The organism is Nonomuraea sp. NPDC005650 (assembly GCF_040605375.1).
In the GTDB taxonomy this organism is placed as follows: domain Bacteria; phylum Actinomycetota; class Actinomycetes; order Streptosporangiales; family Streptosporangiaceae; genus Nonomuraea.
Genome location: NZ_JBEXCR010000021.1, coordinates 60,442 through 81,851, shown reverse-complemented (window position 1 = coordinate 81,851; position 21,410 = coordinate 60,442). Strand labels below are relative to the sequence as shown.

Sequence of the window (21,410 nt, the reverse complement as noted above, 5' to 3'; positions counted from 1 at the left end):
AGCCAACCCCCGCTCTTGTTGGGAAACGCCCGAAACCCTACCGGGCCGGGAGCTCGGGCGAGGGCCTTCCGACGATCAACCGGCTCAGCGCCTCGTCGTACTCCGGGTCGAGCCAGTAGTCCGAGTGCCAGCGCGCCTGGGGCAGCGGCTCGCCGGGGACGGGGCGGGGCGGGTCCCAGCAGAACCGGTCCACGCCGTTCGGGGTGCCGGAGGCGGGGGCCAAGGGGTCGACGCGGCCGAAGACGGGCCCGCCGATGGGGTCGCTCAGCCGGTAGAGGTTGTACCAGGGGACGGCCTCCCGTACGGCCGTCAGCCCGCCGGAGCCGAAGTAGGCGGGGAAGAAGGCGGAGTACAGGCGGCGTAACGGCGAGCCGTGGGTGATCATCCTGACCCGGGCCCGCGCCTCGGGCCCGAGCTGCAGCACGAGGGCGGCGGTGATGACGCTCCCCTGGCTGTGCCCGGACAGGACCACCTCGTCCCGCTCGGTCCTGGACAGCCGGCCCACGCGGTCGATCAGCTCGGGGATGACGCGTTCGGTGTAGCAGGGCGGGGCCAGCGGGTGGATGGCCCGGGGCCAGAAGGTGGAGATGTCCCAGAGGATCCCGATCGTCCGGCGCAGGCCGGCGTCGTCGTACGTGCGGCGGCCGAGGAAGACCAGGCCGACGACGACCGCCGTCATGGCCCAGCTCCCGAGCGTGGCGAGCAGGCCCACGATCCCGCCGCCCGGGGTGAACAGGTGGAACTGGTAGATCACGGTGGCCGCGGCGAACCCGGCGACGCCGATCCCGGTCAGCACGGCCAGCACGAGGCCGGCGCGGTCGGTCAGCGCGGCGAGCGCCCATTCCCCGGCCACCGCGCCGCCGTCGCGCTCGCCGTAGAGGGGCGTCAGCTCGGGGGTCAGCCGGCGGGCGTCGGTGCCGCGGATCGCGTACAGGACGATCGCGAGGGCCACGAAGCCGACGGCCAGCAGCGGCACCAGCGCGGCCGTCCACCACACCGGGTCGTCGAGGAAGAGCTTCCTGTCGAGCGGCTCGGGGGAGGCGGAGGTGCCGGGGACGCCGAAGAACGTGGCGGTCCAGAACAGCAGGCCGAGCGCCAGCACGTTCGCGCTGCCCGCGGCCACCATCAACACGAACCACGCGGCGATCCCGCCCATCGCCCGCGGCTCGCCGGAACCGCGGTCCATCCAGGCCAGCACGCAGGTGGCGACCAGGATGAACACGCCGATCCCGACCGTGAGCGCGAACTGGAACGTCCCCACCCCCACACCGGGAAGCTGCCGCGCGGGCGGGCCCGGCTCCATCCCGGCCAGCGCGGCCCCGAGCGTGGCCAGGCACACCAGCGGCGCGAGCACGCGCAGCGCCCGGCACGCGAACGTGAGCCACCCCGGGATCGTCTCGTCCGAGCCGGGGTCCAGCCGCCGGGCGATCCACGGCAGCGCGACGAGCACCACGGCGGCCAGTTGCAGGCCCGCGTTCGCCACGGTCAGGGCGAGCCCGAGCGTGGTGCCCGCGAACGGCGCGGACACGGCCACGCCGACCGAGGCGATCGCGAAGCAGACGTGCACGACCCGCAGCCGCCACACCGGCGCCTCGCCGTGCCACAGCCGCGGCTGGGCCAGCGGCAGATCGGCGCCGGGCCCGCCGTCGGGCGGCACGGGCGTGCGCTCGTCGCGCTGCCAGGTGCGCCGGGCGATCCACCACAGCAGCACGACGACCAGCAGCGGGATCAGCGCGGTGACCGCCAGCCGCTTGGACGGCTCGTTCCCCCACAGCGCGCCCAGCCAGTGCACCCACACGGGCGCGGTGTCGTAGGTGCAGGCCCGCCCGGCCGCGGTGCACTGCCAGCCGACGAGGTCCACACTGGCCCGGGTGACGGCCCCGACGAGGGTCCCGGTCAGCAGCAGGGCGAACAGCCGCTGCGCGGCCTCGGTCACGTGCCGCAGCCCCGTGCCGCGCCGGGGCCTGGGGAGCATGAAGTACGACAGGTTCGCCAGCGCGAACGGCAGCAGGAGCAGCCACAGCGCGATCGTCCTGCCGCCGGAGGTGAGGCCGCCCCAGGCGTAGGCCTCCCGGTGGCTGGCCTCCGGCACGTCCGCGTGCTCGCCGTCCGGCCGCCCCTCGGTCCACCAGCGCCGGTAGAACCCGGTGGTGCCGTCGCCGGCGACGAGCCAGGGGTGGGGGTGGTTCAGCATGCCTTCGGGGGGTGTGCCGGAGACGCCGTGGACGCGTAGCTCGGTCACACCCGAGCGGGTCTCGTCGAGGAATCCGTCCATGCCGCCATGATCCCGCCACAAGGTTCATCACGTACAGTAACCAGATTGGCACACATTCCGGGCGGGAGTCTTACGAGACGGTGACGCCCAGAAGATGCCCGAGCCCGAACGTGACGGCGGCGGCGCCCATGCCCAGCGCGAGCTGGCGCACCCCGCCCAGCCACCACGGCCGCGCGGTCATGCGCGCCACGGCCGCCCCGAACCCGAACAGCGCCAGCACGCTCACCACCATGGCGACGACCAGCCCGGACGCCCCGAACAGGAACGGCACCAGCGGCACCAGCGCCCCGGCCGCGAACGCGCAGAAGGACGACGCGGCGGCCACGTACGGCGAGGGCAGGTCGTCGGGGTCGACGCCCAGCTCCTCCCGGACGTGCACCCGCAGGGCCTGCTCGGGATCGGCCGAAAGCCCCTCGGCCACCCGCCGCGCGAGGTCCTCGTCGAGCCCCTTCGCCCGGTACATCGCCGCCAGCTCCGCCTGCTCGCCCTCGGGATTGCGGGCCAGCTCCCGCCGCTCGACGGCGATCTCCGCGCGCATCAGCTCCGTCTGGGACTTGACCGAGGTGTACTCACCGGCCGCCATGGAGCAGGCGCCCGCGATCAGCCCCGCGACCCCGGCCACCACCGCGCCGCGCCCGGCCCCGGCCGCGCCCACGACTCCGGCGATCAGCGCGAGATTGGACACCAGCCCGTCCATCGCTCCGAAGACGGCGGGACGCAACCACCCACCGGTGACGTCGCGGTGACTGTGGTGCTTCTCCGGGACATAAGGGTGAGTCAGCTCAATAGTCACGAAAGTGCCCTCCATTCCCAATATTTCAGTAGGAATGTAGACACAAGTCCTCAAGATCCGCAACGAAGGAGAGGCTTCCCTGACCTGCGAAGAAGCCCGATCCGGGCGGCGTCCACCGCCCGGGCGCCGCCGGGAAACCGGTCAGGCGTGGGCCGGTGCCGGAGCGGTCTGCTCCGTAGTGCGGATGAGGGCGGCGCAGTCGTCGATCGACTCTTCCAGCAGGCGGCGCAGCAGCGCGTCCGGGTCGGTGATGCAGGCCTGGACGATGCCCACGACCGACAGCTGGACCGCGTTCGGCGCCGCGTACCGGCGGAAGCCCTTCTCCGTGATCCTGGCCGCGCGGCTGAAGCGCCGGGCCTGCTCGGCCGCGTGCGGCACCTCCTCCATCGCCCGGCGGCTCTGCTCGCTGAGCTGCCCGGACGGGCCGCCTTCGAGCCTGGCGAGCATCTCCTCGGCCGCGAGCACCGAAACCGCCAGCGCGAGCTGGCGCTCGGCCGCCGCCACCGGCAGGGCCATCGTGGCGCAGCGCAGCGCGATCCGGGCGTCCACCCTCAGGTCGTCGCTGGCCAGGCCGATGATGGACGGGACGAGGTGGACGAGCTGGGCGCGGCTTTCGTCGCTGGTGTTGTCGTTGACCAGGCGGGCGAGTGCGGCCAGCAACGGGTGGGTGCAGGCCGGGTGGTCGCTCCACCGCTCTCCGGCCAGGTAGGAGGCCAGTTCCATGAAACAGGCACCGCGTTTCGGATTGCGATGTCTGCCGCGGGACAGGACCGGCATGTGATCAAGGTGATTGTCCACGGGTGCTCCACTGCTCCACGCGATCGCCGTCTCTTCAGTCTGCGCTGTCACGACCGCCAACGCCAGTGATGTACGTTCTTGGTCCTAAATGTTCCCCCTACCCGAGCTGTCCCACCTCTATCCGGTGCCGGTTTTGCCGACGAACACCGCCACCGTGCGGGCCGGGACCGTGAGCGTGCCGGTATCCGGGGCGAAGACGGACTCCCGGACCACCGGATCGCCGGAGGCGGCCTGCACGGGGTGCAGCGCCATTGCCAGCCCCGCCAGCCGCTCCATCGGCTGGGCCTGCGTGGACGGGGTGGCGTTGAACACGACGGTGACCGACGACCAGCGCGGATCCAGCCCGGACGTGTCCACGTGCATCGCGATCACGCCGTCCGCCGAGTCGGCGAACGTCAGCCGCTCGCGCACCTCCGACCCCAGCGCGAACGCCGGCGACGACGCCCGGATCCGCAGCAGCTCCCCGAACCTGGCCCGGCAGTCGCCGATCTCCCCGCAGCCGGGGACCAGGGCCGGGTCGGCCAGCAGCGGCCCGGCGTAGGGCCACCTGGCCTCGTTGTCGGCCCTGGGCGGCAGCCCGCCGCCGAACCCGTTGCCCTGCGAGCAGTCCCACAGCAGCCGGTTGAACCAGTCGCCGGAGTCGTAGGAGTTGCGGTCGAGGGACTTCGAGCGCAGCCGCTCGCTGCCCGCGTGCACGAACGCCGCCCCCTGCGCCAGCAGCACGGTGGCCAGCGACAGCACCTGCATGCGCACCCGGTCGGCCATCGGCGTCGGCTGCGGCAGCTTGTACGCCAGCGCGTCGAACAGGGTCTCGTTGTCGTGCGCGTCCACGTACGTCACGCTCTCGCCGGGCTCGGCCGCGTACCCGGCGGGCGCGCCGTTGTAGTCGATCTCCGCGCCCGTCTTCCCGGAGGGCAGCACGTAATCGCGCAGGTTCCCGGCCAGCCCGAGCTTGATCAGGTCCGTGTAGCCGGCGAGCCGGGCCCGCTGCTGCTCGGCCGTGCCGTTGGCCGGGGAGCCGTTCGGGGCGCCCGCCAGGCCCGAGCCGAACCCCTGCGCGCGCGGGTCGGCGTCGAAGGTGCTGCCGCCGCGCACCGCGTCCCGCAGCCGGTCGTTGAACGTGCCGATGCCGGTGCCGGCCAGGTTGGCCTGCGTGGCCTGCTCGAACCTGGCGCCGTCGGCCACCTCGCCGAAGTTCCAGCCCTCGCCGTACAGGATGATCGACCTGCCGTCCACGCCGTCCACGGCCACGGTCAGCTCGTCGAGGGCACGGCGGACGGCGAGGAGGTTGGCCTTCGGGTGGTGGCCCATGAGGTCGAAGCGGAAACCGTCGATCTTGTACTGGCGCGCCCACGTGACGACCGAGTCGATCACCAGCCGGCCCATCATCGTGTGTTCGGGCGCGGTGTTGGGGCAGCAGGTGGAGTCGGCGACCGTGCCGTCCTCAAGGAGGCGGTGGTAGTAGCCGGGCACGATCGGGTCGAGCACGCCGGTGGAGTGGGTGTGGTTGTAGACCACGTCCATCACCACGCGCAGCCCGGCGCCGTTGAGCGCGGCGACCATGGCGCGGAACTCCTTGATCCGCTCGTCGGGGTCGGTCGCGTACGAGCCCTCGGGCACCGTGTAGTGCAGCGGGTCGTAGCCCCAGTTGAAGGAGTCGCTCGCGGCCGTGTGCGCCACGCACTCCTGCTGCCGCTCCGAGTCGGGCGGCAGCGTGGCGAAGTCGCAGTCCGGCTCGGTCCGGTCGGCCCCGCGCTCGGGCACCGTGGCGAAGTCGAACACCGGCAGCAGGTGCACGTGCGTCAGCCCGTCCTCGGCCAGCGCCCGCAGCGCGCGCATCCCGGCGGAGTCGAGGCCGAAGGCCGCGTACGTGCCGCGCAGCCCGGCGGGGACGGTCGCGTCGGAGGCCGAGAAGTCGCGCACGTGCAGCTCGTAGATCGTCGCCCGGTGCTGGGGGACCGCCGGGGGCTTGACGAGCCGGTCCCAGCCGGGCGGCTTGAGCGCGGGGCTGTCGAGGTCGACGAGGCTGCTATGCCCGCCGTCCGGGGTCACGGCCGGTCCGTACGGGTCCGTGACCTCGCTCGTCCCCGAGTGGTGCGTGACCAGGAACGTGTACTCGCGGCCCCACCACGCCGGCCGCCCGCGTACCGACCAGACGCCGGTCTCGTCGTCGCGCCGCATCGGGTACACGGTCCGGCCTGGACTGTAGAGGGCAAGCTCGACCTTCACGGCGGTCGGCGCCCACAGCGACAGCCTCGGGATCCTCCGCCCGGAGGGCCCGAGCGGGGCGGTGGCCGCCCCGGCGTAGAGGTCGTCGAGCACGCCGGGGATCTGCACGCCCGTCTCCGCCACGAGCTCGCCCGAGCCGTCCCGTGCCACGGCCACGACCCGGCCGCGCAGCGCCTCGCGGACGAGGCCGGCGTCGCGCGGGTCCACCTTCAGCGCGGTGTACGACGCCAGGTGCGGCCACGCGTTCCGCTGCTCCTCGCTCAGCGTGCCGGGCGACAGCCGCACGACCCTCGGGCCGTCCTCGCCGCCGCAGGCCAGGGAGTGGTCGAGCGACGGGTCGACCTGCCACGCGACCGTCTCGCGGTCGATCCAGTGGGCCCTCGCCCCGCCCTCGAGGATCACGACGCTTTGCAACCCTTTCTGGAAATTTCTGAAACCGCCAGAACCGCCTCCCGGCCGCAAGGGCGGCGGCCACGCGGTGATCAAGGGTCCACCATAGGGGACCGCCTGCGGAAACGCCGGGGAACACGGGGGTTGGCGGCCAGTCTTCGCATCCGTGGATCAAGGTAACAACTTGCAGAAACCTTACGTACCCATCTTTCAAGGAGCCTCACGTCGGCGTAACGTCCGGCGTGTTCCACCCCCCTCGAGCTCGTGAGGAGAAGGACATGCGACGACTCTTACCCGCCGCGGCCGTCGTTGCGGCACTGGCTCTGGCGGTCTCCGCCTGCGGCGGTGGGAACGGCGGTGGGAACGCGACGAGCCCCACCGCGGCCGTCTCCGACCCCTCGAAGGTCAGCGGCGAGATCACGTGGTGGGACACGACCCGGCCGGACAGCGAGGGGCCGACGTTCCAGGCGTTGATCAAGGAGTTCGAGGCGAAGTACCCGCAGGTCAAGGTCAAATACGTGAACGTGCCCTCCGACCAGGCGCAGGGGCAGTTCCAGACCGCCGCGCAGGCGGGGGCGGGAGCGCCGGACGTGATCCGCTCGGAGGTGGCCTGGACCTCGCAGTTCGCGTCGCTGGGCTATCTGCAGCCGCTGGACGGCACGCGGGCGGTGGACGACGAGGCCGACTTCCTGCCGGGACCGCTGAGCAGCACCGAGTACAACGGCAAGACGTACGCGGTGCCGCAGGTCACCGACACCCTCGCGCTGCTCTACAACAGGCGGCTGCTGAAGGAGGCCGGGCACGACGAGGCGCCGAAGACGATCGCCGAGCTGAAGCAGACCGCGCTCGACGTCAAGGCCAAGACCGGCGCCGAGGGGCTGGCGCTCAACGTCGACTCCTACTTCCTGCTGCCGTTCATCTACGGCGAGGGCGGCGACCTCCTGGACGTGGCCGGCAAGAAGATCGTGGTGAACTCGCCGGCGAACGTGCGGGCGATCCAGACCGTGGCCGACCTGATCAGCTCGGGCGCCGCGCCCAAGCCCGCCACGACGGAGAGCTACGCCAACGCGATGACCGCCCTCAAGGAGGGCAAGGCGGCGATGATCTACAACGGGCCGTGGTCGCTGTCGGAGATCTACCAGGGCAAGGAGTTCAAGGACAAGAAGAACCTGGGCATCGCGCCGGTCCCGGCCGGCTCGGTCAAGGCCGGCGCGCCCACGGGCGGCTGGAACCTGGCCATCTACGCGGGCTCCAAGAACATCCCGGCGGCCTACGAGTTCGTCCGCTTCATGACCACGGTGGAGGCCCAGGCGAAGATCGCCAAGGAGATCAGCCTGCTGCCGACCCGTACCTCCGCGTACGCCAACCCCGACGTGCAGGGCAACTCCGACGTCGTGGTCTTCAAGCCGATCATGGACACCGCCGTGCCGCGGCCGTGGATCCCCGAGGGCGGGCAGCTGTTCCAGCCGCTGCTGGAGGGCTACCAGTCGCTGGTCGGCGGCAAGGCCGCGCCCGCCGACGTGCTCAAGAAGGTCGACGAGCAGTACCGCGGGATCATGAAGGACTGGAGCTGACCGGTGGCGGTCTCGACCGGACGGGTGGTGGCCGCGGGTGAGGGGGCTCGCGGCCGCCACGACAGACCTGGGCGGTTGCGGCGCGCGCTGTCGGCCCACTGGTACGCGTGGGCGATGATCGCGCCGGTGGTCGTCGTGATGGCGGTGCTGATCGGCTGGCCGCTGGCGCGCGGGGTGTACCTGTCGCTGACCGACGCCACCGAGGCGAACATCGGCCGGACCATCGGGGTGAACGTCATCCCGGCCACCTACGAGTTCGTCGGTCTGGACAACTATCTGCAGATCCTGACCTCCAGCCTGTTCTGGGACAAGCTGGTCTGGACCGTCGTGTGGACGGTGGTCTGCGTGGCCCTGCACTACGGCATCGGCCTCGGCCTGGCCGTGATGCTCAACCGCAGGCTCCGCTTCCGCTCCGTCTACCGCGTGCTGCTGATCCTGCCCTGGGCGGTGCCCGCCTTCGTGGCCGCCTTCATCTGGCGCTACCTGTACAACAGCGACTACGGCGTGATCAACGGCTTCCTGAAGGCGGCCGGGCTGTCCGGGGTCGGCTGGCTGGACGACCCGACCACGGCCAAGATCGCGGTCATCGCGGTGAACGTGTGGATCGGGGTGCCGTTCATGATGGTCGCCATGCTCGGCGGCCTGCAGTCGATCCCGGCCGAGCTGTACGAGGCGGCCGAGGTGGACGGGGCGAGCCCGTGGCAGCGGTTCAGGGCGATCACGCTGCCCGGGCTGCGCCAGGTGTCGTCCACGGTGGTCCTGCTCGGCACGATCTGGACGTTCAACATGTTCCCGATCATCTTCCTGGTGACGCGGGGCGGGCCCGGCAGCGAGACCGAGATCCTGGTCACCTACGCCTTCCGCGAGGCCTTCACCGGCGTGCGGAACTACGCGGGCTCGGCCGCGTGGGGCGTGATCATCCTCCTCATGCTGGTGGTGCTGGCGATCGGCTACCGCCGCACGTTGCGCAGTCAAGGAGATCCCTGGTGAGTAAGACTGGGAGCCCGCCTGTGCGTACGGCGGGGCGCGGGAGCTCGCACGTGCGTACGGCGGGGCGCGGGCGCGGGGAGCGCGGCCCGCTGGCCTCGATCGGCCTGCACGCGGGGCTGCTGCTCGCCGTGGCCGTCTCCCTCTTCCCCGTCGTGTGGCTGGTGCTGACCTCGCTCAAGCCGCGCGACAGCTGGCTCTCGGCGGAGCTGCGGCTCTTCGACCACTCCTCGTTCGACAACTACGTCCGCGTGCTGACCGCGACCGAGTTCCCGCAGTGGCTGCTCAACAGCGTGCTCACCGCCGGCCTGACCATGCTGGCCGGGGTGTTCCTGGCGGCGACCACCGGGTACGCGGTCAGCCGGTTCCGCTTCCCCGGGCACCGCTCCGTGATGTGGCTGCTGCTGATCACCCAGATGTTCCCGGTCGCCATCCTCATCGTGCCGCTCTACAACCTGATGGCCGGGCTGGGCCTGCTCAACCAGATCCCCGGGCTGGTGATCGCGTACATGACGATCTCGGTGCCGTTCTGCGCCTGGATGATGAAGAGCTATTTCGACACCGTCCCGGTGGAGATCGACCAGGCCGCGATGGTGGACGGGCTGACCCCGTTCGGCACGTTCTGGCGCGTGGTGCTGCCGCTGGCGCGGCCCGGGATCGCGGTGACCGCGTTCTACTGCTTCATGACCGCCTGGGGCGAGGTCGGCTACGCCACGGTGTTCATGTCGCAGGAGGACAAGCGCACCCTGGGCGTCGGGCTGCAGCAGTTCGTCGGCCAGCACTGGTCCGACTGGGGGCTGATGACCGCCTCGGCCGTGCTCATCGCCATCCCCGCGGGCGTCGTCTTCCTCCTGGTCCAGCGCCACCTCATCACCGGTCTCACGGCCGGCGCCACGAAGTCCTGAATCCTGGCCTGAATCTTTCGCATAGTGGCTCACCGGCCACTCGCGGGCCGTCTGGGCGGCGGGCAATGATTGCAGGCGCCGTATAAACGCGGACGCAATGCAATGGAGGGTTTGGACATGCCTGTAGGGCTTCTCGCCCTGGCACTCGGAGGCTTCGGCATCGGGCTCACCGAGTTCGGGATCATCGGACTGCTGCCGCAGGTCGCGGCGGACTTCGGCGTCAGCGAGCCGGTCGCCGGATATCTGGTCTCGGGTTACGCGCTGAGCGTGGCGGCCGGGGCCGTCGCGCTGACCGCGGCGATCGCCCGGTTCGACCGCAAGAAGGTGCTGCTGGCGCTGATGGTGCTGTTCATCGCGGGCAACCTGATCTCCGCGATCGCGCCGGTCTACTCGGTGCTGATGACGGGCCGGGTCGTCGCGGCGCTGTGCCACGGCGCGTTCTTCGGCGTCGGCTCGGTGGTCGCCGCCGACATGGTCGCGCCGGACCGGCGGGCCGGCGCCATCTCGCTGATGTTCGCCGGGCTGACCGCGGCCAACGTGCTCGGGGTCCCCCTGGGCACGCTGCTCGGGCAGCAGCTCGGCTGGCGCTCGACGTTCTGGGCGATCACGATCATCGGCGTGGTCGCGCTGGCCGGGATCCGGGTGCTGGTGCCGCCGACGCCGGCGCCGGCCGGGACGAGCCTGCGCGGCGAGCTGGCCGCGTTCCGCCGGCCGCAGGTGTGGGTGTCCGCCGCGGTCACCGTGCTCGCCTTCGGCGGCATGTTCGGCGCGTTCACCTACATCGCGTTCACGCTCACCGAGGTCAGCGGGTTCGCCTCCGCCACGGTGCCCTGGCTGCTGGTGCTGTTCGGGGCTGGCACGTTCGCGGGCAACTTCCTCGGCGGCAAGTTCGCCGACCGGGCACTGAACGCTTCGCTGATCGCGATCCTGGCGCTGCTCACCGCCGTGCTCGCGGTGTTCGCGCTGACCGCGCAGAGCAAGGTCATGACGGTCGTCTCGCTGCTGCTGATGGGCGCGGTCGGCCTGGCCACCGCGCCCGGACTGCAGCTGCGGATCATGCGGTACGCCCAGGACGCGCCCACGATGGCCTCCGGCGCCAACATCGCGGCCTTCAACGTCGGCAACGCGCTGGGCGCCTGGCTGAGCGGGCTGGCCCTCGGGGCGGGCTTCGGGTTCGTCTCACCGCTCTGGGTCGGCGCCGGGGTCACCCTCGCCGGCCTCGCCGTCCTGGCAGCGGGCTCGGCCCTCCCGAACCGCCGCAAGCCCCAGACCGCCGAATCGGGCGTACCGGACCACCGCACACCACACACCACCGGCTCGGGCGTACCGGACCACTAGACGCCGCACACCGCCAGGTCGGGACCGCCTGACCACCCCACGCCACAGACCACCGGATCGGGAGTGCCGGACCACCGTGCGTTGCGGGCTTCCCGGGTCGGGGGGAGCGGCCCGCCGCGGCGGTGTCGGGCGGATGGTGGGCTACGGGCGGGTGGCCGCGGCCAGCCTGACGCCGAGGGCGACGAGGGCGGTGCCGGTGAGGCCGTCCACGACCCGGCGCACGACCGGCCGGGCGAACAGCCGGCGCAGCGTGCTCACCACGTTGGCCACCACCAGGAACCACGCGACCGTCCCCGCCAGCGCGATCACCGACAGCAGCAGCGTGTCCCCGATCGAGGCCCCCGCGCCGACGAACTGCGGCACCAGGGCCACGAAGAACAGCGCCGCCTTCGGATTGAGCACGTTGGTCAGCAGCCCCTCCGCGAACGCGGCCCAGCCGCCGCGCCGCCCCGGGCCGGGCAGGTCCAGCTTCGGCGCGCCGCCCGTGCGCAGGGCGGCGCGCAGCGCCTTGGCCCCGAGGTAGAGCAGGTACGCCGCCCCGACCACCTTCACCACGGTGAAGGCCGTGGCCGAGGCCGCCAGCAGCGCGGCGATGCCGGTGGCCGCGGCGACCACCCACACGAACACGCCCACGGCGATGCCCGTCGCGGCCGCCATGCCGTGCAGGCGCCCGGACCCGGCGGAGCGGCGGACGACCACCGCGAAGTCGGGACCGGGCGACATCGCCCCGAGCAGCACGACTCCCCCGAAGGCCACGAACTGCGACATAGAGGTCATGGCGTCCACCTTACGAGCACCCGGCCCTCGGGGATCAGGGTCGACCGCTCCCACGTCCAGGTCGGCACCGTGATCATCTCGGCGGGGCCGCCGAGGGCGACGGGCGTGTCGAGGAGGGCGGAGTGCGGGGTGAGCCGCAGGCCGCCCTCGGGGATGACGACGGTCTCCAGCGGCGTGCGCAGGCTCGGGCCGTCCGGCTCGTCCAGGTCGCTGCTCACCCAGCTGTCCTCACCGGCGAAGGCCGTGAACACCAGCGCGCCGACGGGCGCGGCGCCGGAGTGGCGCAGCGTCCCGGCGGGCAGCCAGCCGTGCCGGCCGGCCTCGTACGTGATGCCGGAGAGGCGCAGCTCGCCCTCCAGCACCACGAACTCCTCCCCCGCCAGGTAGTGCCCGCGCTCGGGCCGGGCCCAGCCGGGCGGGAAGCGGACGAGTGAGGACAGGCCGTCCAGCCGGGTCTGGCGCACCGGCAGGTTGGCCCCCGGGATCAGGAAGTCTCGGGTGGGCAGGTCCGCGTCGAGCAGGTCGACCAGCACGTCAGCGCCCGCGCCGCCGCTTCTTGAGGATGGAGCGGAGGGTCAGCGCCACCACGATCAGCACGATCTGGCCACCGATCACGATGCGGTTGACGTCGACGGCGGGCCGCCAGCTGACCTCACCGTCCTTCAGCACGAACACCCCCGCGGGCGTGGCGCCGAAGCCGACGCCGATGCCGCCGCCCCTGCCCTCCTCGCCCTTCTCCCCTTTGCCCCGGCCCTCCCCGCCGCCGCCCCCTTGGGCGACCCGGGCGACGGGGATGACGACGACGTCGCCCTGCCGGACGGGCTCGCCGAAGACGCGCTTGACGGTCGCGGCGTCGGTCGCCTGCTCCACCACCTTCATGATGTCCATCCCACTATCGTTCACCACGGATCGCCCGGCTGAACACCGGCGTCCGGTATGCGTCAGTCGAACGTCGTCGAGATCTCGTGCCAGCCGCCCGGCGCGATCTTCGCGGCCGGCGCCGGCCCCCAGGACCCCTGCTCGTACGGCAGCGGCCGCTCCGGCAGGTCGAGCACCCGCTGGACGATCCGCCACGACTCCTCCACCAGGTCGAACCTGGCGAAGCGCCGCGGGTCGCCGCTGACGGCGTCGGCCAGGACGCGCTCGTAGGCGGCCTCCATCGGCCCGAGCACCTTGGTGAAGTCGACGCTGACCGGCACCGGCCTGGTGTGCTGCCTGCCCGGCTCCTTGGCCAGCAGGTCGAAGGTGACCCCGGCGTCCGGCTGGAGCCGGAACCTGATGAGGTTGGGGCCGGGCGGCGCGTCGCCGCCGCGGAACATCGTCACCGGCGGCCTGCGCAGCTCGGCGACGACCTCCAGGTCGGTGGTCGGCAGCGCCTTGCCGGAGCGGACGCACCACGGCACGCCGGCCCAGCGCCAGTTGTCGATGTAGGCGCGCAGGGCGACGAACGTCTCGGTGGTGGAGCCGGGGCGCACGCCGTCGGTGTCGAGGTAGCCGGAGTATTGGCCGCGTACGACGTCGGCGGGGTCGATGGCCTGCACGGCGCGCAGCACCCGCCACTTCTCGTCGAGCTGGGCGCGGGCGTCGGTGGACGGCGGCGGGTCCATGGCGAGGATGGCCAGCAGTTGCAGCAGGTGATTCTGCACCACGTCGCGGACCGTGCCGTTGGCGTCGTAGAAGGCGCCGCGGTCGCGCACGTCGAAGTCCTCGGCCATGGTGATCTGGACGCTGCGGATGTGGTTGCGGTTCCAGATGGGCTCCAGCAGCGTGTTGGCGAACCGGAACACCATGAGGTCCTCGACCGGCTCCTTGGCCAGGAAGTGGTCGACGCGCCGCACGTGGTCCTCGTCGAAGTGCTTGAACAGCTCCTCGTTGAGCTCGCGGGCCGAGGTGAGGTCGTGGCCGAACGGCTTTTCCACCACGAGCCGGGCGTCGTGGTTGAGCCCGGCCCCGGCCAGCCCTTCGGCGACCGTGGCGAACAGCGAGGGCGGCACCGCGAGGTAGTGGACGACGAAGCCCTTGCCGGCCACCTCCTCGCGGAGCCTGGCGAACGTCTCGGGGTCGCGGTAGTCGCCCGCGACCAGCCGCAGGTTTCCGGCGAGCTTGTCGAAGGCCGCGTCGCGCACGCCGCCGACGGCCTCGCGGGCGTGCTCACGCAGCCCGTCGAGGTCGAGGTCGGTCTTGGCCACGCCGATGACGGGCAGGTCGAGCCGGCTGTCGGCGGTCAGGCGGTAGAGCGCGGGCAGGATCATCTTGCGCGCGAGGTCGCCGGTGACGCCGAACAGCACGAGCGCCCCGGCCTTCTCGGCGCCCCGCCCGTGCTCGGTCCCGGACGCGTGACGCATGTCAGACCCGCCTTCCGCGCAGCTCGCGGTATTTCCGGACGAGCTGTTCGGTGGAGGCGTCGGGCAGCGCGGCGGGCGGCTCCTCGGAGGTGAGCGCGGGCGCCAGGTCGAGCGCCATCTTCTTGCCCAGCTCGACGCCCCACTGGTCGAAGGAGTCGATCCCCCAGATCGTGCCCTCGACGAACACGATGTGCTCGTAGAGCGCGACGAGCTGGCCCAGGGTCGAGGGGGTCAGCTTGGGCGCGAGGATCGTGGAGGTGGGCCGGTTGCCGGGCATCACCTTGTGCGGCACGACCTCGGGCGGCGTGCCCTCGGCGGCGATCTCCTCGGCCGTCTTGCCGAACGCCAGCGCCGAGGTCTGGGCGAAGAGGTTGGCGGTGAGCTGGTCGTGCATGCCCTCGCGGTCCTCGAACGGCTCGGCGAAGCCGATGAAGTCGGCGGGCACGAGCCGGGTGCCCTGGTGGAGGAGCTGGTAGAAGGCGTGCTGCCCGTTGGTGCCCGGCTCGCCCCAGAAGATCTCGCCGGTCGCGGCCGGGACGGGGGTGCCGTCGGCGCGCACGGACTTGCCGTTGGACTCCATCGTGAGCTGCTGCAGGTAGGCGGGGAAGCGGTGCAGCCGCTGGCTGTAGGGCAGCACGGCGCGGGTCTCGGCGCCGAAGAAGTCGTCGTACCAGATGCCGAGCAGGCCCATCAGCACCGGCATGTTGGCCTCGAACGGGGCGGTGCGGAAGTGCTCGTCGACGGCGTGGAAGCCGGCCAGCATCTCGCGGAAGCGCTCGGGCCCGATCGCGATCATCAGGGAGAGGCCGATGGCGCCGTCGTAGGAGTAGCGCCCGCCGACCCAGTCCCAGAAGCCGAACATGTTGTCGGTGTCGATGCCGAACTCGGCGACCTTGGCGGCGTTGGTGGAGACGGCCACGAAGTGCTTGGACACCGCGTCCTCGCCCAGCGCCTCGACCAGCCAGCGGCGGGCGACGCGGGCGTTGGTGAGCGTCTCGAGCGTGGTGAAGGTCTTGGAGCTGACCACGAACAGCGTGGTCGCGGGGTCGAGGTCGGCGAGGTTGCCGGTGATGTCGGCCGGGTCGATGTTGGAGACGAACCTGGCCCGCACGCCCGCGTCGGCGTAGTCGCGCAGCGCCTCGTAGGCCATGGCGGGGCCGAGGTCGGAGCCGCCGATGCCGACGTTGACCACGGTCTCGATCGGCTTGCCGGTGGCGCCCTTCCACTCCTTGGACCTGACCCGGTCGGCGAAGGCGCCCATCTCGCCGAGCACCGCGTGCACGTCGGCGACCACGTCCTGCCCGTCCACGACCAGCTCGGCCTCGCGCGGCAGGCGGAGCGCGACGTGCAGGACGGCGCGGTCCTCGCTGACGTTGATGTGCTCGCCGCCGAACATGGCGGAGATCCGCTCGCGCAGCCCCGCCCGCTCGGCCAGGGCCACCAGCAGGTCGATCGTCTCGCCGGTGGCGCGGTGCTTGGCGTAGTCGAGGAACAGGTCGCCGGCGGTCACGGTCATGCGCCCGGCCCGGCCCGGGTCCTGCGCGAACAGCTCGCGCAGGTGCCTGCCCGCCAGCTCCTCATGGTGCTTGCCGAGAGCCGCCCACTCCTGGCTCTGAGTGATGTCGCCGTTCACGCTTCCTCCTCGTGTCGCCAAACCCGATCACCATCGTGCCGTAACCCATTACCCACCGAGATTGATTCCGCGCACGGCGGAGGGGAGTCTTTAGGGCCTCAGTGGGATTCGCGCCCGACGTGGTCGCCGCTGGAGCCGATGAGGAAGTCGAGGTCGGCGCCGCGGTCGGCCTGGGTGACGTGCTCGACGTAGAGGCGCTCCCACCCGCGTACGGGCTGGGCGTGCCCGATCGTCACGGGCCGCCTGGCGGCCAGCTCGGCGTCGGGGATGTCCACGTCGAGCCGCCGGGCGGCGACGTCGAGGACGATCGGGTCGCCGGTGCGCACCTTCGCCAGCGGGCCGCCGGCCGCCGCCTCGGGCGCGGTGTGCAGGACGACCGTGCCGTACGCGGTGCCGCTCATGCGGGCGTCGCTGACGCGCACCATGTCGCGCACGCCCTTCTCCAGCAGCCTGGCGGGCAGCGGCAGGTTGCCCACCTCGGGCATGCCGGGGTAGCCCTTGGGGCCGCAGCCGCGCAGCACGAGCACCGAGGTCTCGTCGATGTCCAGGTCGGGCGAGTCGAGGCGGGCGTACACGTCCTCGATGCTGTCGAAGACGACGGCCCGGCCGCGGTGGCGCAGCAGCTCGGGCGAGGCGGCGGCGGGCTTGATCACCGCGCCGCCGGGGGCGAGGTTGCCGCGCAGGACGGCGATGCCGGCGTCGGGCAACAGCGGGTCGGAGCGGCGCCTGATGACGCTCTCGTCCCAGATCTCCGCCTCCGCCAGGTGCTCGGCGAGGGGGCGGCCCGTGATGGTGATCGTCTCCTGGTCGAGCAGGTCCTCGACCTCCTTGAGCACGGCGGCCAGGCCGCCCGCCCTGAACAGGTCGTCCATCAGGTGGCGCCCGGCGGGCTGGAGGTCCACGAGCAGCGGCACCCCGGAGCCGGTGCGGTCGAAGTCGTCCAGGGACAGGTCCACGCCGAGCCGGCCCGCGACGGCCAGCAGGTGGACGACGGCGTTGGTGGAGCCGCCGACGGCGGCCAGGGTCACGATGGCGTTGAGGAACGAGCCCCTGGTCATGACCTGGCTCGGGCGGCGGTCCTGCCGGACGAGGTCCACGGCCAGGCGGCCGGTCTCGTGGGAGCGTTCGAGCAGGCGGCTGTCGGGGGCGGGGATGCCCGCGGTGCCGGGGATCGTCATGCCGAGGGCCTCGGCCATGCAGGCCATGGTGGAGGCGGTGCCCATGGTGTTGCAGTGGCCGCGGCTGCGGATCATGGACGACTCGGAGCGCATGAACGCCTCGCGCGAGAGCGTGCCCGCGCGTACCTCCTCGCTGAGGCGCCACACGTCGGTGCCGCAGCCGAGCGGCGCGCCGCGGAAGTGCCCGGTCAGCATGGGGCCGCCGGGCATCACGACGGCGGGCAGGTCGACGGAGGCGGCGGCCATGAGCAGCGACGGGATGGTCTTGTCGCACCCGCCGAGCAGCACCACGCCGTCGATGGGGTTGGCGCGCAGCATCTCCTCGGTGGCCATGGCGGCCAGGTTGCGCCAGAGCATGGCGGTGGGGCGCACGTTCGTCTCGCCGAGGGAGACGACCGGCAGGTTGAGCGGCACGCCGCCGGCCTCCCAGACGCCGTTCGCGACGCTCTCGGCGACCTCGTCGAGGTGGGAGTTGCAGGGGGTGAGGTCGGAGGCGGTGTTGGCGATCGCGATGTGCGGCTTGCCGCCCTCGAACGCCTCGCGGGGCAGGCCACGCCGCATCCACGCCCGGTGTATGTAGGAGTTTCGGTCGTTCCCCGAGTACCAGCGCGAACTCCTCAATGCCATATTCGGCACTTTATCCGTCATATCGGGGATTCAGCACCTTCTGTGGAGGAAGCTGCAGGGGATGGACCATATCGACGCGTACTGGCGGGCCGCGAACTACCTGTCCGTCGGTCAGATCTATCTGCTGGACAATCCGCTGCTGAGCGAGCCGCTGCGGCCCGAGCACATCAAGCCGCGCCTGCTCGGCCACTGGGGCACCACGCCGGGGCTGAACTTCTGCTTCGCCCACCTCAACCGGGTGATCAGGGAGCGGGACCAGGACATGATCTACATCGCGGGTCCCGGGCACGGCGGCCCCGCCGCGGTGGCGCACGCGTGGCTGGAGGGCACGTACTCCGAGCGCTATCCGGACGTCTCGCAGGACGCGGAGGGCATGCGGCGGCTGTTCCGCCAGTTCTCCTTCCCCGGCGGGATCCCGAGCCACGTGGCGCCCGAGACCCCGGGCTCGATCCACGAGGGCGGGGAGCTGGGGTACTCGCTCGCGCACGCGTACGGGGCCGCCTTCGACAACCCGGACCTGGTCGTGGCCTGCGTCGTCGGCGACGGCGAGGCCGAGACGGGCCCGCTCGCGACGAGCTGGCACTCCAACAAGTTCACCGACCGCGACCGCGACGGCATCGTGCTGCCCATCCTGCACCTGAACGGCTACAAGATCGCCAACCCGACCGTGCTCGCCCGCATCCCCGAGGCGGAGCTGTTCAAGCTCATCGAGGGCTACGGCTACCGCCCGCACCTGGTGGGACCAGACCACGAGGAGATGGCCCGCACGCTGGACAGCGTCTTCGACCAGCTGGCCGCGTACAGGCAGGGTGGGTCCGACCGGCCGCCGATGATCGTCCTGCGGACGCCGAAGGGGTGGACGGGGCCGCGCGAGGTGGACGGCAGGCAGGTCGAGGGCACCTGGCGGGCGCACCAGGTGCCGCTGGCCAACGTCCGGGAGAACGCCGCCCACCTGGCCATGCTGGAGGAGTGGATGCGCTCGTACCGGCCGGAGGAGCTGTTCGACTCCGGCGGCAGGCCGGTGAGGGAGATCCTGGAGACCGTGCCGCGCGGCACGCGCCGGATGAGCGACAACCCGCACGCCAACGGCGGCGAGCTGCTGGAGCCGCTGCGGCTGCCGGACTTCCGGCGGCTCGCGGTCGAGGTCAAGTCGCCCGCCACGCAGACGAGCGAGCCGACGCGGGTGCTCGGCGGGTTCCTGCGCGACGTGATCGCCGCCAACCCCCGGACGTTCCGGCTGATGGGGCCGGACGAGACCGCCTCGAACCGTCTGTCGGCGGTGTTCGAGGCCACGGACCGGGCGTGGAACGCCGAGACGCTGCCGACGGACGAGGACCTGGCCCCCGGCGGCCGGGTGATGGAGGTGCTGAGCGAGCACCTGTGCCAGGGCTGGCTGGAGGGCTACCTGCTGACCGGCAGGCACGGGCTGTTCAACTGCTACGAGGCGTTCATCCACATCATCGACGCCATGTTCAACCAGCACGCGAAGTGGCTGGAGTCCGCGCAGAAGATCCCCTGGCGGCGGCCCGTCGCCTCGCTCAACTACCTGCTGTCCTCGCACGTGTGGCGCCAGGACCACAACGGCTTCAGCCACCAGGACCCGGGCTTCCTCGACGTCGTGATCAACAAGAAGGCGTCCGTGGTGCGAGTCTACCTGCCGCCGGACGCCAACACGCTGCTGTCGGTCGCCGACCACTGCCTGCGCTCGCGCGACTACGTCAACGTGATCGTGGCGGGCAAGCAGCCGGTGCTGGACCTGTTCACGATGGAGGAGGCCGTCGCGCACAACACGCGCGGCCTGGGCATCCTGCCGTGGGCCTCCACCGACGAGGGCGCCGAGCCGGACGTGGTGCTGGCCTGCGCGGGCGACGTGCCCACCCAGGAGACGCTCGCCGCCGCCGCGATCCTGCGCGAGCACCTGCCCGAGCTGAAGGTACGCGTCGTCAACGTGGTGGACCTCATGCGCCTCCAGCCGCCCTCGGAGCACCCGCACGGCATGACGGACGCCGAGTTCGACGCCCTGTTCACCACCGGCAAGCCGGTCGTCTTCGACTTCCACGGCTACCCGTCGCTCATCCACCAGCTCACCTACCGCCGCCGCGGCCACGACAACATCCACGTGCGGGGCTACAAGGAGGAGGGCACCACGACCACGCCGTTCGACATGGCCATGATGAACGACATCGACCGCTTCCACCTGGTCATGGACGTCATCGACCGGGTGCCGGGGCTCGGCTCCACGGCGGCGCACCTGCGCCAGCGCATGAGCGACGAACGGCTGCGGGCCCGCGCGTACACCCGCGAGCACGGCGAGGACACCCCGGAGATCAGGTCGTGGACGTGGCCGGGCGCATCCTCGTACTGAACATGGGCTCGTCGTCCATCAAGTACGAGCTCATCGACGTCGGCACCCGCGCGCGCCCGGCCAGGGGGCTGGTGGAGCGCGTCGGCGAGGAGCGCGGGCGGCTGACGCACCACGCCGGGGACGGGCCGCCGCACGTGCGGGAGGGGCCGTTCCCCGACCACGAGGCGGGGCTGGCCGCGGTCATGGAGGCGTTCGGGGCGGCGGGGCCGGAGCTGGACCCGGTCGCGGTCGGGCACCGCGTCGTGCACGGCGGGACCCGGTTCGGCGAGGCGGTGCTGGTCGACGACGCCGTGATCAAGGCGATCGAGGAGCTGGCGCCGCTCGCGCCCCTGCACAACCCGGTCAACCTCGCCGGGATCCGGGTGGCGCGCGGCGCCTTCCCGGGGGTGCCGCAGGTGGCGGTGTTCGACACGGCGTTCCAGCTGGGGCTGCCGCCCGAGGCGTACACGTACGCGGTGCCGCGCGAGTGGCGCGAGCGGCTCGGCGTGCGGCGCTTCGGCTTCCACGGCACCTCCTGCGCGTACGTCTCCCGCCGCGCCGCCGCCTTCCTCGGCCGCGACCCGGCCGCGCTCGGCCTCATCGTGCTGCACCTGGGCAACGGCGCCAGCGCGACCGCGATCTCCGGCGGGCGCAGCGTCGACACCTCCATGGGCCTGACGCCCCTGGAGGGGCTGGTCATGGGCACCCGCTCGGGCGACGTCGACCCCGCGCTGGCCGGCTACCTGGCGCGGGTGGCCGGGATGGACGCGCGGCAGGTGGAGAGCGGGCTCGACCGCCACGGCGGCCTGCTGGCGCTCGCCGGGACCGGCGACATGCGCGAGGTACGCGCCCGCGACGACCCCGAGGCCCGGCTGGCCCTGGCGGTCTACACGCGGCGCGTCCGCAAGTACGTCGGCGCCTACTACGCGCTGCTCGGGCGGGTGGACGCGATCGTGTTCACCGGCGGGGTCGGGGAGCACGACGCGGCCACCCGCGCCGAGTCCCTGGCCGGGCTCGACCGGCTCGGCATCGCCGTGGACCCCGCCCTCAACCTGGCCGAGTCGGCGGCGGAGCGGGCGGTCTCGCCGCCGGGCGCGGAGGTGGCCGTGCTCGTCATCCCGACGGACGAGGAGTGGGAGATCGCCCGCCAGGCGCTCGCGCTGATCGGCCGGGGGCCATGACGTGCGGCGCGGTACGGCCGGGGGTCAGGTCAAGAC

At 72.1% G+C, this 21,410-nt stretch carries 16 protein-coding genes; 6 read left to right on the top strand and 10 right to left on the bottom strand.

The window, feature by feature from the left end; genetic code table 11:
• Nucleotides 1-37: 37 nt before the first annotated feature.
• From ABZS69_RS33485 to pulA, 4 genes are all read right to left on the bottom strand, one after another.
• On the bottom strand, nt 38-2,275 hold the full coding sequence (locus ABZS69_RS33485) for a hypothetical protein (RefSeq protein ID WP_355379355.1): 2,238 nt from the start codon (nt 2,273-2,275) through the stop codon (nt 38-40).
• A 70-nt stretch (nt 2,276-2,345) separates the two neighbouring features.
• Nucleotides 2,346-3,068, bottom strand: coding sequence for a VIT1/CCC1 transporter family protein (locus ABZS69_RS33480; RefSeq protein ID WP_355379354.1), 723 nt, complete (start codon nt 3,066-3,068; stop codon nt 2,346-2,348).
• Nucleotides 3,069-3,209: 141 nt separating this feature from the next.
• The gene (locus ABZS69_RS33475; protein WP_355379353.1) at nt 3,210-3,791 is read right to left on the bottom strand and encodes a hypothetical protein; all 582 of its coding nucleotides are present in this window, start codon (nt 3,789-3,791) and stop codon (nt 3,210-3,212) included.
• Nucleotides 3,792-3,983: 192 nt separating this feature from the next.
• The gene (gene pulA / locus ABZS69_RS33470) at nt 3,984-6,497 is read right to left on the bottom strand and encodes a pullulanase-type alpha-1,6-glucosidase (protein WP_355379352.1); all 2,514 of its coding nucleotides are present in this window, start codon (nt 6,495-6,497) and stop codon (nt 3,984-3,986) included.
• Between the two features lie 266 nt (nt 6,498-6,763).
• Here pulA and ABZS69_RS33465 point away from each other — a divergent pair, with 266 nt between their 5' ends.
• The 4 genes from ABZS69_RS33465 (at nt 6,764) to ABZS69_RS33450 (ending at nt 11,289) form a co-directional block, all read left to right on the top strand.
• Nucleotides 6,764-8,059 carry an extracellular solute-binding protein gene (locus tag ABZS69_RS33465; RefSeq protein ID WP_355379351.1) on the top strand — a complete coding sequence of 432 codons (1,296 nt, stop codon included), beginning with the start codon at nt 6,764-6,766 and terminating at the stop codon, nt 8,057-8,059.
• Nucleotides 8,060-8,062: 3 nt separating this feature from the next.
• On the top strand, nt 8,063-9,049 hold the full coding sequence (locus ABZS69_RS33460; RefSeq protein WP_355379350.1) for a sugar ABC transporter permease: 987 nt from the start codon (nt 8,063-8,065) through the stop codon (nt 9,047-9,049).
• A complete protein-coding gene (locus ABZS69_RS33455; RefSeq protein ID WP_355379349.1) occupies nt 9,046-9,951 on the top strand; it encodes a carbohydrate ABC transporter permease in 906 nt (301 codons plus the stop codon). The genes ABZS69_RS33460 and ABZS69_RS33455 overlap by 4 nt, the downstream gene beginning before the upstream one ends.
• Before the next feature lie 117 nt (nt 9,952-10,068).
• The gene (locus ABZS69_RS33450; protein WP_355379348.1) at nt 10,069-11,289 is read left to right on the top strand and encodes an MFS transporter; all 1,221 of its coding nucleotides are present in this window, start codon (nt 10,069-10,071) and stop codon (nt 11,287-11,289) included.
• A 141-nt stretch (nt 11,290-11,430) separates the two neighbouring features.
• Here ABZS69_RS33450 and ABZS69_RS33445 read toward each other — a convergent pair whose 3' ends face one another.
• From ABZS69_RS33445 to ABZS69_RS33420, 6 genes are all read right to left on the bottom strand, one after another.
• Nucleotides 11,431-12,066 (bottom strand): LysE family translocator, encoded by a 636-nt coding sequence (locus ABZS69_RS33445; RefSeq protein ID WP_355379347.1) that lies wholly within the window; start codon nt 12,064-12,066, stop codon nt 11,431-11,433.
• The gene (locus ABZS69_RS33440) at nt 12,063-12,599 is read right to left on the bottom strand and encodes a hypothetical protein (protein ID WP_355379345.1); all 537 of its coding nucleotides are present in this window, start codon (nt 12,597-12,599) and stop codon (nt 12,063-12,065) included. Before ABZS69_RS33440 ends, ABZS69_RS33445 begins: the two co-directional genes overlap by 4 nt.
• 1 nt (nt 12,600) lies before the next feature.
• The gene (locus ABZS69_RS33435) at nt 12,601-12,954 is read right to left on the bottom strand and encodes a spore germination protein GerW family protein (protein WP_355379344.1); all 354 of its coding nucleotides are present in this window, start codon (nt 12,952-12,954) and stop codon (nt 12,601-12,603) included.
• A gap of 53 nt (nt 12,955-13,007) precedes the next feature.
• A complete protein-coding gene (gene zwf / locus ABZS69_RS33430; protein WP_355379343.1) occupies nt 13,008-14,411 on the bottom strand; it encodes a glucose-6-phosphate dehydrogenase in 1,404 nt (467 codons plus the stop codon).
• Between the two features lies 1 nt (nt 14,412).
• Nucleotides 14,413-16,044 (bottom strand): glucose-6-phosphate isomerase, encoded by a 1,632-nt coding sequence (gene pgi, locus ABZS69_RS33425; protein WP_355379342.1) that lies wholly within the window; start codon nt 16,042-16,044, stop codon nt 14,413-14,415.
• 98 nt (nt 16,045-16,142) lie between these two features.
• Entirely contained in the window at nt 16,143-17,849 is a 1,707-nt protein-coding gene (locus ABZS69_RS33420) for an IlvD/Edd family dehydratase (protein WP_355379341.1), read from the bottom strand.
• Between the two features lie 61 nt (nt 17,850-17,910).
• On the opposite strand from ABZS69_RS33420, the gene ABZS69_RS33415 reads away from it, so the two are divergent.
• Both ABZS69_RS33415 and ABZS69_RS33410 read left to right on the top strand, forming a co-directional pair.
• Entirely contained in the window at nt 17,911-20,214 is a 2,304-nt protein-coding gene (locus ABZS69_RS33415; protein WP_355379340.1) for a phosphoketolase family protein, read from the top strand.
• Nucleotides 20,190-21,374 (top strand): acetate kinase, encoded by a 1,185-nt coding sequence (locus tag ABZS69_RS33410; protein WP_355379339.1) that lies wholly within the window; start codon nt 20,190-20,192, stop codon nt 21,372-21,374. Before ABZS69_RS33415 ends, ABZS69_RS33410 begins: the two co-directional genes overlap by 25 nt.
• Nucleotides 21,375-21,410: the final 36 nt, after the last annotated feature.